We start from the raw sequence: 18504 nt of genomic DNA, 5'->3' as shown, positions 1-18504 counted from the left end.
TATATTTAGGACTAAGGATATTATGAAAATACTAAGAATCAGTTTTTACATCATAATTTTTGGGATTATTTTTTCTTCTTGTAAAAGTGAAACTCAAAAAAATAATTTAAATTTTTTCATAGAAGATTTATCAATAAACCTTAAGATTGATTTTATTCCTAAAGATATAACTAAAGCTAAATTTGACTTTAATGAAGAGAATTTAGACCCTAGTATTTATGTCTATTTTGGGAAAGTAAAACCTGAATTTATGGATGAGTCAGTTGAAGTTTTCAAAGGAAATTTTGCTTACCAGCTTAATAATCAATTAAGCATAGAAGAAAAGGAACTTTTAAGCTATTTATACCCTGTTCATGGAGATCCAAAGGAAGTAAAGATCCTTTTAAATGTAGATAAAGATATTCCTAAAATATATATAGAACAGTTTTATACATCCATACAAAAAATAGGGATACGCAAAAACCAAGTATACTTTTTTAAGATGAATTCAAAAAATAAAACAGTTGGTTTCACTAAAGATTTCTAGTTAATAGTAAAGCCTAATTAATTTGTGTAGCTATTATAAATACAAAACTAAGTGTACAAAGAATTTGAAACAGAACGATTATTGATAAAACCAACTTTAGAAAAAGATGCTGAACTAATTTATGAATTGATGAATACCCCAAAGTTCATTGAATATGTAGGAGATAGAAAAATTAATTCAATTGAAGATGCCGTAAAATACATTCAGACTAAAATATGTATTCAATTAAATAGCCTTGGATATTCAAGTTATACTTTAATATTAAAAACTACTGGTGAAAAAATTGGGGTTTGTGGACTCTATAACAGAGATGGAGTAGATGGGGTTGATATTGGATTTGCCCTTTTACCACAATACGAAAGATTAGGTTATGCTTACGAATCTGCTCAGAGAGTATTGAAAGCCGCTTTTGAAGAATTTAATATTAAAGAAGTTAAAGCAATTACATCAAAGAAAAATAGTGCTTCTCAAAAACTTTTAGAGAAACTAGGATTAGAAAAGCTAGGTATCACAAAATTACCAAATGAAGATGATGAAATATTGCTTTATGCAAGAAAGAGTACTTGATTATGGTTTTAAAGTTTTGATGTTAAATTTCCAAATCTTTTGATTTAGAAACTAAAAAAATGAAAATACTTTCAAAATAATGAAAAACCTATTAGATTAGTAGTAGGGCTAAGAAGAATAATATCGATATTAGGCACAATCTGACTCATTAAAATGAATAAAAGAATTTCTAAAATACCTAATAATATTCAAGACAGAAATTCTATTGCTTGGAAAAAATTATGTAAGTATATTGATCAAACTGCTGAAAATGGTACAGATGAATTTGTACCTAGAGAATATTTAGGAGATGAATTGTTTTCGCAGATTTATACTTTGCCTGAATCTATTTCTAAACTTAAAAAAGTAAAAAAAATTGCACTTTACGGGAGTAATTTAAAGAGAATTCCTCCAGAAATAGGAGAAATGGAATCATTAGAATATTTTGATACATACACTTCTTATGATTTAAATTGGTTCCCTTTTGAGATTTACAAGTGCAAAAAATTAAAAGACAGTAGAATAAGTACAAGGGCACTTTATGGGAACTATAAAAATAGAATGGGTTTCCCGAGGCTTCATCACAATCCTGTAAGGTATTTTGGAGATAGTTTAAAATGTAGCGTTTGTGAAAAGGAAATAACATATGAAACTACTAATCAAATGTGGATTACTGCGCGCATAGGAACTGATACAATTCCTATGCTTGCGAACCTTTGCTCTACAGAATGTGAACAGGAATTACCAAAACCACCTGAATTTTATGTACAAAACCCTCATAAAGGAGGGGCTGATTTAAAACAACCAGAAATGGATGAATTAGATTACCATAAATTAAATGGAAAAACTGTCAAAATTGAGTTTATTCCTAAATCTAAAAAAATCAATTTTAAAGCTTTAAAAACTCTAAAGTTGATTAGAAAAATATGGAAAAAATAAAAGTTAATGCAAGTAAAAACTATGTAAAAATCATTAATATCATAGCTAGAATACTTCTAAATTCATTGTTGCAAGGGGTTTTGGTCCGTTTTGAATAAGCGTACAAGAAAAGTGAATTTTTGTATCAACAATTGTGAATATGAATCAAAACTGTAATTAGAAATGAACATCAAAGAATCAACTTTTTCTGCTTTTAATACTACTATTCATTATGGTTATACTGAACCTCATGAGATAAAAGCAGTATGTGTTTTGGTACATGGCTTTGGTGAGCATTCGGGCAGGTATTTCAATACTGTTATTAAAATGCTTTTAGCAAATAATATTGCTGTGGTTTTTTATGATCATATAGGACATGGAAAATCTGGTGGAAAACGTGGACATTGCCCTAGTTATGAATCTTTATTAGCTATTTTAGATTTGGTACTAGAAAAAGCAAGAACAAGATACCCTAAGCAAAAAATAATGCTATATGGGCATAGTATGGGTGGGAATCTAGTGCTGAATTACGCTTTAAGAAGAAAACCAGTACTAGCAACTATTATAGTAACAAGTCCCTATTTACGTTTGGCTTTTAAGCCACCCAAATGGAAAATGGTATTAGGGAAAATATTACTTAAGATAGCGCCGTCCATTACCTTATCTGCAGGCTTAGATACTAATTTTATTTCTAGAGTTCCTGAAGAAGTTAAAAAATATACCACAGATCCTTTAGTGCATGATCAAGTAAGCCCTATGTTCTCCTTTCCAATTATGGAAGCAGGGGAGTGGGTTATAGAAAATGCGAAGCATTTAGAAATAGAAACACTAATTACACACGGTACTGCAGACCAGATTATAGCTGTACAAGGCAGTGAAGATTTTCATCAAAATTCAACCAAAACCAAGTTAAAATTATTTGAAGGTGGCTATCATGAACTTCATCACGATTTATGTGCTGAAGAAATGTTATTGGTAGTTCAAGAGTGGATTAATGATCGTATTTAACTATTTACCATTATTTTTGCCTTGTGCTAGCAAATTTTAAACAACACATAGAAAAACAGTTTTCTAAACTACAAGAACAACCATTTCTTTTAGCCTGTAGCGGAGGAATAGATAGTGTTGTTTTGGTACATCTTTGTCATCAATTAAAACTCGATTTTTCCATTGCACATTGTAATTTTAATTTAAGAGGAGTAGAAAGTGATGCAGACGAAGCTTTTGTAAAAGCATTGAGTAAAAAAATAGACAAAAAAATTCACATAACTCATTTTAATACACAATTTTATGTTAGTAAACATAAAGTATCAGTACAAATGGCTGCACGTGAATTACGTTATGATTGGTTTTACAATCTAATGCATAAAAATGGGATTACTACTTTAGTAACGGCACATCAAGCAGATGATAATTTAGAAACCTTTTTAATCAATTTATCTAGAGGAACAGGAATAGAAGGTTTAACAGGAATCCCTGACCAAACCGATCGTATTGCACGTCCATTATTACAATTTTCTAGAAATGAAATTTTAGCCTATGCAAAAGCGAATGCTATTGCTTGGAGAGAAGATAAAAGCAATGCAGAAACCAAATATTTAAGGAATCACATTAGGCACACTATAGCGCCTTTATTACAAGAATTACACCCAACATTTGCAACTAACTTCCAGAATACCCAGGGTTTTTTGGGTCAAACAGCTCATATGTTGGAAAATCATATTAAAACGCTAAAAACGGATTTATTTCAGGAAGAAGCTAATGTGATTAAAGTTTCTGTTTCAGCATTAAAAAAACTTCAACCCTTAGAGGGTTATCTATATGAATTGTTTAAGACTTATGGTTTTACGCAATGGGAAGACATTTCATCTTTATTAACGAGTAGTAGTGGTAAAGAAGTACGCTCTAAAACACATCGGTTATTAAGAGACAGAACACATTTACTTTTGCAAAAAATAGTAAGGCTAGATACAGAGGTGTATACCATATCGGAACAAGAATCTACGATAGAAAACCCCATAGTGATACGAATTAAAGAAGTCCAAGAAATAGAAGAAATAGGACCCCAGATACTATATGTAGATAAAAATGCGTTAAAATACCCATTAAGCGTAAGAAAGTATAAAACTGGCGACTATTTCTACCCATTTGGTATGCAGGGTGTTAAAAAACTTAGTAAGTTTTTTAAAGACGAAAAATACAGCCAGATTGCTAAAGAAAACCAATGGTTACTTTGTTCAGATAACAAAATAGTTTGGGTAATAGGTAAACGAGCAGATAATCGCTTTAAAATAACTCAAAAAACAAAACAAATATTAAAATTGACCCTCTAAAATATGAAACAATATTTTTTAAGTTTTATCTTATTTTTTAGCACTTTTTTTGGATTTTCTCAAAGTGATGACGAACCTATAATCTGGTCTCAAGAGGTACATAAAATTACTGAAACAGAGTTTGAACTTATTTTAAAAGCAGCTATTTATCCAGAATGGCACTTGTATTCGCAACATACAGCAGAAGGTGGGTCTTTACCTATTGCATTTACCTATAATGAGGAGGGTACAGCATATGAATTAATTGGTGAGACTACAGAAAGTGAAACAACAACTTCATACAATGATATTTTTGAAGTAGAGGAAACCTATTTTAAAAATAAAGCAGTTTTTAAGCAAAAAATAAAGGTGTTAGATAGCACGTTAAAACAAATAACGGTTAATGCTTTTTTTCAAGTATGTAAGGAAGTTTGTATCCCGGGTGATGAAGATTTTGTGTTTTCTCTAACCAATGAAAAAGCTGAAGTAAAAGAAGTTACTATTGATGAAAGAAGTAAAACTTTAAGTGATGCCTTAGCTTTAAATTTAAAACATAAAGAACGGTTAACAGAAGGAACAACAAATGCGTTAGATGGTAATACAAGTCTTTGGGTACTATTTGGTTTAGGTTTTTTAGGGGGGTTAATTGCCCTATTAACACCTTGTGTATTTCCTATGATTCCGCTTACGGTATCTTTTTTTACCAAACAATCTGGAACTAGAAGTAAAGGAATCACAAATGCAATAGCTTATGGCTTTTTTATTATATTGATCTATTTTCTATTGAGTTTACCTTTTCATTTGTTTGATTCAGTAGATTCTCAGATATTAAATACCATATCTACTAATGTTTGGCTGAACATTGTATTCTTTGTGATATTCGTATTTTTCTCCTTTTCATTTTTTGGATATTATGAACTAACCTTGCCCTCTTCTTGGGCTAATAAAATGGATTCTGCTTCCTCTAAAGCAGGTGGTTTTATAGGAATCTTTTTTATGGCTGTAACGCTAGCTATCGTATCTTTTTCATGTACAGGTCCTATTTTAGGAGGTTTATTAGGAAGTACGGCTTTAGCAGATGGAGATGTTGCAACCAACCTTTCTGCTGGTATGGTAGGTTTTGGCACAGCATTAGCCTTGCCATTTGCCTTATTTGCCCTTTTTCCTGCATGGTTAAATGCACTTCCAAAATCTGGAGGATGGATGACCACTGTAAAAGTAGTATTAGGTTTTTTAGAATTGGTCTTGGCTTTAAAATTTATATCAAACGCAGATTTAGTAGGACATTGGGGAATTTTAAAACGAGAAATATTTATAGCAATTTGGATTGCACTTTTTGTATTACTTGCATTGTATTTATTTGGAGTATATCGTTTTCCACATGATGGACCAAAACAAAAAATGTCTAACGTGCGTAAGAGTATAGGTGTATTAAGTGCTGGTTTTGCGATTTATTTGCTATTAGGATTAACCAATGTGGTTCATTTAAAATTATTTGGTTTCTTACCACCAACGTTTTACAGCATTTTTGAACAAGAAAATGACTGCCCCTTAGGCGTTAATTGTTTTAAAGATTTTGACGAAGGCCTTGCATATGCTAAAGAAACAAATAAACCTATTTTATTAGATTTTACGGGTTGGGCCTGTGTGAACTGTCGTAGAATGGAAAATGAGGTGTGGAGTGAAGCAGATATTTTTCCGATCATAAAAGACGATTACGTACTCATCTCATTGTATGTAGATGATAATGAAAAAGCATTACCAAAAGAAGAGCAATTTAATTTTAAATATAAATCTGGAAGAGTAAAAAATATAAAATCAGTAGGGCAGAAGTGGGGCACTTTCCAAACGCTTAATTTTAATGCGGCTTCTCAACCGTATTATGTATTGCTTTCCCCAGAAATGGAAGTATTAAACTCCGCAATTCAATATACAGATAGAGATACCTATAAAACATGGTTGCTTAAAGGTTTAGAGCGTTTTAAAACAAAGTAAACTCTATGGCAAGCCCGCAACATATTCGTAAGGAAATAACTTAAAAATATCAAAGCAAGTCTTATAGCATTTAAATCTCGATTATTCAGTAAATAAGAACAGGTTTTTCTTGATATGAAAAAATAAATAAAAGGTATCTTTAGTCTCTAAATTTTTTATTTTGAAACGATTAAAGAAAGTTCTATATATTTTTTTGGCTATCGTAGTGTTGCTAGGAATTGCTGTATTAGTATTCATTCAGACGTTAAAGCCCCAATATAAAGGAGAAGTTAATTTAACAGGGCTTACCGAAGAAGTAACTACCTATTATGATTCTTATGGTATACCCCATATTTACGCTACTACAGAAAAAGATGCTTTTAAAGTATTAGGCTATGTACATGCTCAAGACCGGTTATGGCAAATGGAATTACTACGAAGAATTGGTAGAGGTGGCTTATCGGAGTTATTTGGGAAAGATTTAATAGCAACAGACAAATTATTCCTGTCTTTAGGGATTGATGAAGCTTCTAAAAAAACGGTAGCCAATTTAGATCTTGCTTCAGAACAGGTACAGCTTTCACAAGCCTATTTAGATGGCGTAAATCAGTTTTTAGAAGAAGGTCCCACTCCGTTAGAGTTTTATATGTTAGGGATTGAAAAAGAAAAATTTACCTTAAATGATATCTATAATGTAACGGGGTATATGGCCTTTAGTTTTGCTATGGCGCATAAAACAGACCCATTGCTAACAGTTATAAAAGAAAAATTAGGAAATGACTATTTAATTGATTTAAATATTGGAGTAGATTCCACCACTACCTTAATTCACTCCTATAAATCAAAAGACACCACTTTACATTATTTGTCTAAAGTAACTGCAAAAGCATTACATAAACTCCCAGTGCCGCAATTTGAAGGCAGTAATAGTTGGGTGGTTGCTCCAAATAAAACCAAAAACGGAAAAGTGCTGTTTGCCAATGATCCACATATTGGTTTTTCGCAGCCTGCAATTTGGTATGAAGCGCATATAGAAACACCAACCTATACCAATTATGGGTATTACTTAGCTGGAGTTCCTTTTCCATTATTAGGCCATAATCGTAAATTGGCTTATGGTTTAACCATGTTTGAAAATGATGATATTGATTTTTATTACGAAGAAAATCACCCCACGGATCAAACCAAATATAAATTTAAAGAAGAATGGAAAACCTACGAAACGGTTTCAAAAACGATAAAAGTTAAAGATGGAGATGCTATTACATTTACATATCAAAAAACACATCATGGTCCTGTTTTAAATGGAATTTTAAATCAAATCAATACAGAAAAGCCTATAGCCATGTCTTGGGTGTATACTAAGTTAAAAAACCAAACTATGGATGCCTTGTATGGAATGCCCCATGCTACTAACTTAACCGAATTTAAGAGTGTACTCCCTAAAATACATGCTCCTGGACTAAATATTATGTATGGAGATGCTGTAGGTAACATCGCTTGGTTTGCTACGGCGCAATTGTATACAATGCCAGATCATAGTAATACAAAAATGATATTAGAGGGTAGTTTAGGAAAAGATGAACTTTTGCAATATTTAGATTTTTCTATAAATCCACAAGCTATAAACCCGCCTTGGAATTATGTGTATTCTGCTAATAATCAAAGTGTAACCAATGATAGTGTTCTAATACCAGGTTATTATTTACCAGAAAATAGAGCAAAACGCATCGTAAATTTATTAACGGAAAAAAATGATTGGGATATTACCTCGTTTCGCGAAATGATTACAGATGATATTTCTGCTGTAAACCCTGATATTGTTTCTAATTTTATAAAAAGTATACAAGGTATAGACCTTTCAGTTGAGCAAAAAAATATCATAACCAATTTAAAATCATGGCAAGGAGATTCGGGTCTTAAAAGTGTAAATGCTGTGTTTTACCATAAATGGATCTATTATATATTAAAAAACACATTTAAAGATGAATTAGGAGAGGAACTATTTACACAATTTTTAACCACTCATTTTCAAAAAAGATTAGTAGCCCCTTTATCAGCAAATGAAACTTCCATTTGGTGGGATAATAGTAAAACTGATGCAGTAAAAGAGACTAAGGAAGACATTGTTTCTACCTCATTTTTAGCTGCCTATAAAACGCTGAAGAAAGATTTAGGGGATGATATTTCTAATTGGTCATGGGATAGGGTACACACTTTAGAACACGAACATCCTATTGGTAAAGTTGAAGCACTACGTTCTTATTTTAATGTAGGCCCTTTTCCGGTATCTGGTACAAGAGAAGTAATTAATAATATGTCTTTTTTATATTCAGAAGAGCCTACATACAAAGTAACAGCAGGACCATCTACACGAAGAATTATAGATTTTTCGGATGTCGAAAATAGCTTAAGTATCTTACCAACAGGGCAATCAGGGAATCTATTCAGCTCTCATTATAAAGATCAATCTGAAATGTTTATTAAAGGAGAGTTCAGAAAAATGTTACTAAATAAGGAAGAGATTGTGAATACTTCTGAATCTGTACTAAGATTTTATAGAAATTAAGAATTTTAATTATATACTATGCTTATTAAAGATAAATACCAATATTATATCGAAAAAAATACAAATTTGAAAAATTTATAGACAAAGAGAATTAATTTTTTGAATAGAAAAGAATATCTTCGTTTACTTGAACCAAACCACCACTTTTTATGATTTTAATTTTTAAGGGTTTATTTAGAACATTTCTTATAATTTATTTCTTCATTTATAATTACTCTTACGCTCAAATAGGTTTTTCAGAAAATATTGTTATTTCAAATTCAATGTCACCTATCGATGTTACAGATATTGTACATGCTGATATTGACGGAGATGGTTTTAAAGATATCGTTACTGCATCCCAAACAGATGATAAGATAGCTTGGTATAAACATCTAGATGGGTTAGGTAAATTTGAATACCAAGGCGCAATTTCCAATTCAGTACGCGAAGCTATTTCTGTTTATGTTATTGATATGGATGGTGATGGTGATAATGATATAATAGCGGCATCGGAAGGAGATGGTAGAATAGTTTGGTTTGAAAATGCAGATGGAAAAGGAAACTTTAATTTACCAATTACAATCGCAACCAATGTTGAAGAAGTTCAAACAATTTTAGCAAAAGACATAGATAATGATGGTGATATTGACATCCTATCAGCATCTAAAGGAGAAGGGAAAATTGCATTACATAAAAATACAGATGGTTTAGGAATCGTATGGGATGAAGTTATTATGGCTACAGATATTAATGGCACAAAGTCTCTCAGTATTGTGGATACAGATAATGATGGAGATTTAGATATTATTGCATTAGCTGGCGGTGTTTCTAGATTAATTAATGGTGAAGTTGTAGGAGGAGATTTGCTTTATTGGTTTGAAAATATAGATGGTAATGGAGGGTTTAGTGAACTGAAAGTTATCAATAGAACGCGCAGCGAAAGATATAAATCTGTAAAGTCTTCAGATTTAGATAATGATGGTTATACAGATATTATCATAACAAAAGACTTTGGTGTTTCTTGGTTTAGGAATATTAATGGTACTGGAGCTTATGAGTCAAAAGGTAATATATCATTAATTAGCAGAGTTTCAATAGCTATAAAAGATATAGATAATGATGGAGATAATGACGTTGTCGCATTCTCTAGACAAAATACAAGAAATGCAGATTTAGAATGGTATCAGAATAACGGCTTAGGGGTTTTTACTGCTCAAGGAAAGATACAACATACACATTATGAAGGTCGTTCTGTATTGATTGAAGATGTAGATGGAGACACATATATGGACATCATTACGGCATCCGCAGGTGATACACAGATTAGTTGGTATAAAAATATAGACGGTTTTGGAACATATGGTAGGCAACAAAATATCAATCACAATAGTAGAATACTCAATATGGCAAGACCACTAGATGTTGATGGTGATGGCGATATGGATATTATTTCTGCTTCTAGCAATAAAATTGCTTGGTATGACAATAGTGATGGGAACGGACTTTTTACAGCACAACAAATATTACCTAATACAATTAATGGTACTATTGTTGATTTCAGTAATACATGGGTATACGGGGCTGATATAGATGGTGATGGTGATCAAGATATTTTAGCTGCTGCCTTTCCTACATCGAATAACCCTATTATAGGCTGGTTTGAAAATATAGATGGTCAGGGAATGTTTGATAATTTTAAGTTCTTCACATCATTAGATCGATCAAGTGATATTGTTATTGCTGCTGATCTGGATGGGGACAACGACTTAGATTTTATTTCTTCTGGTTCTTTATTTAGAGATACTCTTTTTTGGTATAAAAATATAGACGGCCAAGGTAATGTGGGTGGCAGCATTCCAATAGATGGAGTATCGGGAGTTACCTCCTTACATACAGATGATCTTGATGGCGATGGTGATTTGGATATACTGTTAAGTTCATTTTTAGATGACAAAATAACTTGGTATGAAAACTTAGATGGTTTGGGCAATTTTAGTACAGAAAAAATTATCAATGGAAATGCCGATGGCGCTACCTCTGCTATGGCTGCAGATATTGACGGTGATGGTGATTTAGACATTATTTCTACTACCGCAGGCTTTAGTAGTAATAACATTATTTGGTATGAAAACACAGATGGTCAAGGCACATTTAATGAAGGAACTATCATTAGCACATTAGTCACTAGCCCTTATTGGGTTCATGCAGCTGATGTTGATGCAGATGGGGATTTAGATTTACTTTCTGCTTCAAACGGAGATAATAAAATTACTCTTTTTGAAAACGCAGATGGTACTGGCACATTTATAAGAAATACCCTTTCAGATAATGCTGATGGAGCTAGGACTGTATTTACGGCAGATTTTAATGGTGATGGAAAATTAGATCTTTTATCGGCATCTCGTCGTGATGGTAAAATATCATGGTATCAAAACAATGGAAATTTTAATGTCTCTGTAGTTGTTGATAGTATAACCTGTTACAATACTAAGGCAAGCTTTACAGCACAAGTTAGAGGGGGGGTACCCGCTTACACCTACGAACTATTAAATATTAATGGTGATGTGCTAAGGTCGCAATTTTCTCCTGAATTCAATGATATTGGCGTAGGTGAATATGCTATACGTGTCACAGATTCAGATTCTAATCAAACTACTAGTAATCCTATAACTATTAATACCCCATTTGAATTATTTTTTACGCTACAAGTACTAAATAATCCATGTCCTAACGAAAATAACGGAGTTATAGTCGCTACAGAAGTATCTGGAGGTGTTGAGCCTTATCAATATAGTTTAGATAACATAAATTACACTAGTGATTCACGGTTTGAAAACCTTATTGTAGGGAATTATACAGTTTTTGTAAAAGATGCAAATGACTGTATTAAAGAAAATATGATTACAATTGAACCCAACTTAAATTGTATAGCCTTTGAAATAATATCGTCTACAATTTCTAATGTAACCTGTAATGGTGGTACGGACGGATCTATTGAAGTTAGTGTTTCTGGTGGTACTGCTCCTTACAAATATACCCTACTAAATGAAGCAGATCAAGAGATACTAATTAATGATCAAGAAACATCTACATTTGATAATATAAGATCTGGTAGTTATGTAGTACGTATAAAAGATGCAACCACTGCTACTGTAGAAACAGAGGTATTTATCATTACAGAACCAGAACCTTTAAATGTCTCTGTTTCTACAGTAGCAGTTAACTGTTCTGGTGGAACAACAGGTAGTGTAACCATTAATGGTTCAGGTGGAACAACAAATTATGAATACTCTCTGGATGGTACAACATATCAAACTTCAAATACGTTTGTTAATCTTGCAACAGGGAATTATACAGCATACCTTAGAGACATAAATGGATGTGGTGAAATGCTTTTTGATTTTATTATTGATGGACCACCACCATTAAAAATATCCGTTTCTACTGTAGCTGTTAACTGTTCAGGTGAAACAACAGGTAGAGCAACGATTAATGCTTCTAGTGGAACAGTGAATTACGAATACTCTTTAGATAGGGTAACATATCAAATATCAAACACGTTTAACAATTTAGCATCAGGCAATTATACCGTTTATCTTAGAGACGTGAATGGATGTGATGAAGTTTTTTCTGATTTTATTATTGAAGAACCACTGTCTCTTGAAATTGTTGATGTTTCAATTGCAAATAATACATGCAACACATTAGATAATATAGAGGTAACAATTAATGCTATTGGTGGTAATGGAGAATACTTGTATTCTATAAATAATGGTGCGGATTTTTATGAGTCCAATACTTTTACAGGTCTTTCAGCAGGCACATATATGTTACTAGTAACTGATAGTTATGGTTGTTTTATCCAAGAAGAAATTTTAATAGACGTACCTGAAAACTGCTCAGATTTTTCGCTTCCTGTCACTAATTTTAGAGTTAAAACTGTGAGTGAAAGTTGTGCTTCAAGCAACAACGGTATGATTATTATTGATGCTATAGAAAATCTTAATTATATAGTTACTTTGTACAGAACTAGTGATAATACTCCTGTAAGCACACAAAATTTTATTGATACAACAAGCTTTTTAGATTTAGAAGCAGGTATATACAACGCCTGTATAACAGTTGTAGAACATGCTGAGTATGAGCAATGTTTTACATTGCAAATTATCCAACCAGATCTCCTAGACGTTAGTTCAAGTATAAATGCAACAAATAATACTGTAACTTTAAAAATGAAAGGAGCTACAGAATATACTATTAATATTAATAATGTAGAATACAAAACTACTAGTAACGAAATAACCTTACCAATTTCAAAGACAAGAAATGAAATATCTGTAAAAACAGATAAAGAGTGTCAAGGTATTTACACAAAATCACTCCTCATAAAAGATGTTTCTCTGTACCCAAACCCCATTGAAAATGAAGAAATAACAATTCAGTTACCAGACTCATATATATCTAACAACATTGTAGAAGTGTTTGTTTTTAATAGTAATGGGGTTCTGATTAAACAAACAAAATCAAACATAAAAAATGGTTTGGTAAATCTTAATTTTGAAACAATGTCTTCTGGTGTTTATATGATTCATATAGTTACAGAACAGGAACAATACTTTAAAAAAATTATTAAAAAATAATAGTATAACTGATAGCAGAATTATTATCAGTATTTCTTTATGATGCAATTCCTGTTATAAGATCAATCTTGTATATACGCAATTTTATAAAATGTTTTGAGTTTAAATATTCCAGATGAGTAAGGTGAATATTTGAAGGCTTCTAGAAGATCAGGAAATCGATATTAAATTTAACAACAAGCTATAGTTTAAATTGTAAAAAGGGAGTTTCATTTTTTTTAAAAAAAGTAGCTCATTTTGTATTTGTGTAAAAAACACACAAATAAAACTTGTTTGATGTAATATGTTATTATATATTTGCGTTATAATTACGCAAATTAATATCACATGGTTTATACTTCAAAAGATAAATTACCAAAAAAGTAAAAAACTAAAATGTATATTTTAACAATCTTGAAGAAGCACTAAATACTATTAACATAAATTAAAAAAATATGAATGGATTATTATTAACAGACGGTTATAAAACGGGACATCACCAACAATATCCAAAGGGAACGGAAGAAGTATATTCTAATTGGACCCCAAGAAGTAATAAATATGCGCCTAAAGGTTGCGATCAAGTAGTTTCTTTTGGTCAACAATACGTATTTAAATGGTTACACGATTATTTCAATGACAACTTTTTTTCTAAACCAAAAGAAGTAGTTTGTAATGAAATTAAAGAGGAATTGTCTATGTATTTAGGTACAGACTATGATATAACTCATTATGAAAAATTACACGATTTACAATACTTGCCTATTAAAGTAAAATCACTACCAGAAGGAGTAGAAGTACCTATTCGTGTTCCTATGGTAACTGTCGTGAATACGAATAAAGAATTTTATTGGATTACCAATTTCTTAGAAACTATTCTATCAACTATGTTATGGCAACCTATGACATCTGCTTCAATTGCACTTAAATACAAAAGGATATTTAAAAGTTGGGCTTTATTAACGGATAAAGAAAATGTAGCTTTTATTGATTTTCAAGGGCACGATTTTTCTATGAGAGGAATGGGTGGTTTACAAAGTGCTGTTTCTTCTGGAATGGGACATGGAGCTGTATTTTTAGGGTCTGATACATTGCCTGTAATTAGTAGCTTGCGTAAATACTATAATGCAGAAGGTTTTGTAGTTGGTTCTGTAAATGCTACTGAGCATTCGGTAATGTGTGCAGGTACAAAAGATGATGAAATAGGTACATTTAGACATTTAATGGACACTTATCCAACTGGGATATTATCTGTAGTAAGTGACACGTGGGATTTATGGAAGGTATTAACAAAATATTTGCCAGAATTAAAAGAAGCGGTATTAGCCAGAGAAGGGAAATTAGTGATAAGACCAGATAGTGGAGATCCTGTAGCTATTATTTGTGGGGAGGAAAGAAGACTAGGAGGGAAGCTTCCTAAAGATAAAGGCGTTGTTGAGTTACTATGGGATATTTTTGGAGGTACCGTTAATACACAAGGTTTTAAAGTTCTTGATACACATATTGGAGCTATTTATGGAGATAGTATTACCACAGAAAGAGCTGAAAATATTTGTCAACGTTTACATGACAAGGGTTTTGCTAGTACAAATGTTGTGTTAGGAATAGGTTCATTTACATATCAGTTTAATACTAGAGATACTTTTGGTTTTGCTATGAAGGCTACTTCTGTTGTTGTAAATGGAGAACGAAGAGAAATTTTTAAAGACCCCATTACAGATGATGGTGTTAAAAAATCTGCTAAAGGATTAGTAAAAGTAGATCTTGTTAATGGAGAGTATGTGTTAGTAGATCAAGTAACGCCAGCTCAAGAAAATGAAGGAGAATTACAGGTTATTTACGAAGACGGAAAATTTGTGAATCAAATTAGTTTACAAGAAATAAGAAATAGAATCAATGAAACTCTTTAATTTTTAGCATGAAATATCAAATAAAAAAATTTAATGATGGACAAGTAACAGCCAAAATTATTGAAGGTGGAGATTTAGAGATTAAAATTCGAGGCAACAGTTATGAGGATTTATTTAGAGCTGCAATAATAAAAGAAGCTTGGGATGCAGAGAATTCAACCAAAAAGGATGTTGTTGCTACATTAACTATATACTGTTTAATTGGTCAACGTTCAGATAGAAGATTTAATAAGGCTGAGTCTTTTGATTTAAAAGTTATTGCTAATTTTATTAATACAATGAAATTTGATAAAGTCTCTATATTGCACCCGCACAGTCCCATATCATTAGCTCTTATAGATAATTCTGAAAAAATAACGCATTTAGATTTTGTAGCAAAAGCGTTTAAATCCGTTGGAAAACCAGTATTGGTAAGCCCGGATGCTGGTGCTTATAAAACAACTCATGAGATTGCAGAAGAGTTAAATGCAGATTTAGTGCCATCTAATAAAGTTAGAGTAAATGGTGTTCCTGAAATAAGCATACAAGGTAAGGTTAAAGGAAAAGAATGTTTAATTGTTGATGATCTTGCTGATGGAGGCAGAACATTTAAATTCTTAGCTAAAGCTTTAAAATCTCAAGGCGCTACAAAAGTATTTTTATATGTGACCCATGGGCAATTTAATTATGGCTTTGAGGAATTAAAAGAAAGTATAGACCATATTTATTGTACAAACAGTTTTAAAGATATTAATGATGAATATGTTACACAATTTAAAGTAATTTAAAATGCTAACAATGAATAACAATCATGAAAAGTAGCATTACAACTTGTAAAATAGTTGAAATAGAACATGGTAGCGCTACTCTAAGATAGCTGTTAAAAAAGCGTTAATTGAGTTAGAACCCATTTTAACGAGATGAATAAAGATTATTTTTATAATCGTTAAACAAAATGAATTTAAGATGAAAAAATTAATTTTAAGGGTTCTAATTTGTACAATGTTATTAATGACACTCCTTGCGGCCAGTAAAAAAGACACAACGGAGGTTAATTCCTTAACAACCAATTTTACGATTGGTAATCCAGCTATTGCATCAATCAATGCATTAAGTTTTGGACCTAAAGGAATTCTATTTATCGGAGATTCTAAAAATGCAACTATTTTTGCAATAGATACTAAGGATGCCATTGTAAAAGAAAAGGCCGAAAGCATTAGAATTAAAGATATAGATAAGAAAATTGCAGCATCTTTAGGTACAACTCCAGATAAAATTAAAGTTACAGATATGGCGGTTAATCCAGTATCTAAAACCGTATATTTTGCTGTTACTATAGTTGATGGAACTCCAATTATATTAAAACTTGATGGCGATGACATAAAAAATGTGTCTTTAAAAGGCGTAAGCTATTCTAAAATTGATTTGACAAATGCAATTTCTGAAGAGAAAAAAGACAGACGTGGGCGTTCACAACGTCCCTTAGCAATATCAGATTTAAAATACCATAAAGGTCATGTAATGGTAACGGGGTTATCTAACAAAGAATTTAGTTCTACCTTTAGAAGTATCGCTTTTCCTTTTAATGAGATGCAAGACCATGCCTCTTTAGAAATTTATCATGCTGCGCATGGTCGTTTTGAGACCTATGCACCAATTAAAACATTTAGTATTGTAAATGTAGATCAAAAAGATTATTTAATGGCAAGTTATACCTGTACTCCTTTGGTGTTATTTCCATTAGATCAATTAAAAGATGGTACTCATGTAAAAGGGAGAACAGTTGCTGAATTAGGAGCAGGTAATGCGCCTTTAGATATGATTACTTTTGAAAGAGATGGGAAACCATACTTTTTAATGTCCAATTCAAATCGCCCAGTAATGCGTATTGATTATGATGCAATTACAAATTATAAATCAGAATTAACAACACCTGTAAAAGGTTACGCTACAGATGGTGTGCCTTATACTTCTTTACCAATGGTGAATGTATTACAATTAGATAATTTAGATGCCAATAATATTGTGTATGTACAACGTACTTCTGGTGGTCAGCTTGTTTTAGTGAGTCGTCCAACAAATAGAGTATAATGATATGTAATAGCTTTTTAAAAACGATCAAAGGTAGCTTGGTCGTTTTTTACATTTTAATAATTGTATGTTGTGCTGATCAAAAAGCTTCTTCATTAGAAATCATCTACGATGCTGAAAAAGCAATAGCGATTACATTTCCATCCGCACTGGTTACAAATGATGCTAAAGTATATTTAGAAGGTAATTTAGATACGCCTGTGCTAGGTATTTTTTCATTAGATGGAAACAAGTATAACTTTGCGCCTGTGATCCCATTTTCTGAAGGGAATACGTATCTATTATATCAAAATAACAAAGAAGTCTCTAGTTTTACCATTAAGAATAATAGTAATTCTGAAGCTCCAGAAGTTATTGCTATTTACCCTTCAACAAATAGTGTCCCCGAAAATTTATTAAAAATGTATTTCTTGTTTTCTAATCCGATGCAAGAAGTAGATGCAGCCCTAGATTATATTACAATAACAGATAATGAAACGGGAAAAGTTATTGATGTATTTTTAGAACTGAATACAGAACTATGGAATAAGGAACACACCCAATTAACGTTATGGCTAGATCCAGGACGTATTAAAACAGATTTAATTCCGAATAAGGAAAAAGGCTTGCCTATACTAAAAGGAAAGCGTTATACCGTAACAATTGATAAAAACTTTAAAGATGCTAATGGTACTGTATTACAGCAAGCGTATCAAAAAGAATTTACTGTATTAGGTCGCGATTCAGAAAAACCTGTACCACAGCGTTGGGAATTATTAGTTAACCCAGATGTCTTAACACTTCATTTTAAAGAACCAATGGATGCTATTTTAGCCATAGAAACATTTCGCATTGAAAATAGTAAAAACGAAAATGTACTTGGAGATTTTGAATTAATTAATGAAGAAAAAACACTTAAATTTAATCCAAAGCATCCATTTGCATTAGGAGAATATACACTTATTATTGATTCTCGGTTAGAAGATTTAGCAGGTAATAATCTAAACCATCTATTTGATAATGATTTAAGAAAACTTGAAAACCAAGAAAATACAGAAACAAAAAAGCTTCAATTTATAATAGCTAAGTAAAACTGTAT

The 18504-nt window shown here is 31.6% G+C and carries 12 protein-coding genes; all 12 read left to right on the top strand.

Translation table 11 applies throughout. From position 1 onward, the window contains the following. Positions 1-22 precede the first annotated feature (22 nt). On the top strand, positions 23-526 hold the full coding sequence (locus ACZ451_RS15530; protein ID WP_464214029.1) for a hypothetical protein: 504 nt from the start codon (positions 23-25) through the stop codon (positions 524-526). 51 nt (positions 527-577) lie between these two features. After that, complete coding sequence (locus ACZ451_RS15525) at positions 578-1093, top strand: GNAT family N-acetyltransferase (RefSeq protein ID WP_464214027.1); 516 nt, start codon at positions 578-580, stop codon at positions 1091-1093. A gap of 153 nt (positions 1094-1246) precedes the next feature. After that, positions 1247-2011, top strand: a complete 765-nt coding sequence (locus ACZ451_RS15520) for a hypothetical protein (RefSeq protein WP_464214025.1) — start codon at positions 1247-1249, stop codon at positions 2009-2011. Positions 2012-2173: 162 nt separating this feature from the next. Further along, on the top strand, positions 2174-2998 hold the full coding sequence (locus ACZ451_RS15515) for an alpha/beta hydrolase (RefSeq protein WP_464214023.1): 825 nt from the start codon (positions 2174-2176) through the stop codon (positions 2996-2998). A gap of 23 nt (positions 2999-3021) precedes the next feature. Beyond that, positions 3022-4323 carry a tRNA lysidine(34) synthetase TilS gene (tilS, locus tag ACZ451_RS15510; protein ID WP_464214021.1) on the top strand — a complete coding sequence of 434 codons (1302 nt, stop codon included), beginning with the start codon at positions 3022-3024 and terminating at the stop codon, positions 4321-4323. A gap of 3 nt (positions 4324-4326) precedes the next feature. Then, positions 4327-6297 (top strand): protein-disulfide reductase DsbD family protein, encoded by a 1971-nt coding sequence (locus tag ACZ451_RS15505; protein WP_464214019.1) that lies wholly within the window; start codon positions 4327-4329, stop codon positions 6295-6297. A 160-nt stretch (positions 6298-6457) separates the two neighbouring features. After that, positions 6458-8845 (top strand): penicillin acylase family protein, encoded by a 2388-nt coding sequence (locus tag ACZ451_RS15500; protein WP_464214017.1) that lies wholly within the window; start codon positions 6458-6460, stop codon positions 8843-8845. Positions 8846-8994: 149 nt separating this feature from the next. Further along, a complete protein-coding gene (locus ACZ451_RS15495; RefSeq protein ID WP_464214015.1) occupies positions 8995-13467 on the top strand; it encodes an FG-GAP-like repeat-containing protein in 4473 nt (1490 codons plus the stop codon). 434 nt (positions 13468-13901) lie between these two features. Further along, positions 13902-15356: a nicotinate phosphoribosyltransferase gene (locus ACZ451_RS15490; protein WP_464214013.1), complete on the top strand. Its 1455-nt coding sequence runs from the start codon at positions 13902-13904 to the stop codon at positions 15354-15356. Between the two features lie 8 nt (positions 15357-15364). After that, complete coding sequence (locus ACZ451_RS15485; protein ID WP_464214011.1) at positions 15365-16123, top strand: phosphoribosyltransferase family protein; 759 nt, start codon at positions 15365-15367, stop codon at positions 16121-16123. Between the two features lie 178 nt (positions 16124-16301). Then, the gene (locus ACZ451_RS15480) at positions 16302-17426 is read left to right on the top strand and encodes a hypothetical protein (RefSeq protein ID WP_464214009.1); all 1125 of its coding nucleotides are present in this window, start codon (positions 16302-16304) and stop codon (positions 17424-17426) included. Between the two features lie 38 nt (positions 17427-17464). Next, positions 17465-18496, top strand: coding sequence for an Ig-like domain-containing domain (locus ACZ451_RS15475; protein WP_464214007.1), 1032 nt, complete (start codon positions 17465-17467; stop codon positions 18494-18496). Positions 18497-18504 lie beyond the last annotated feature (8 nt).

Source organism: Allocellulophaga tsushimaensis (assembly GCF_055383085.1).
This window is presented reverse-complemented; position numbering and strand designations above follow the sequence as displayed.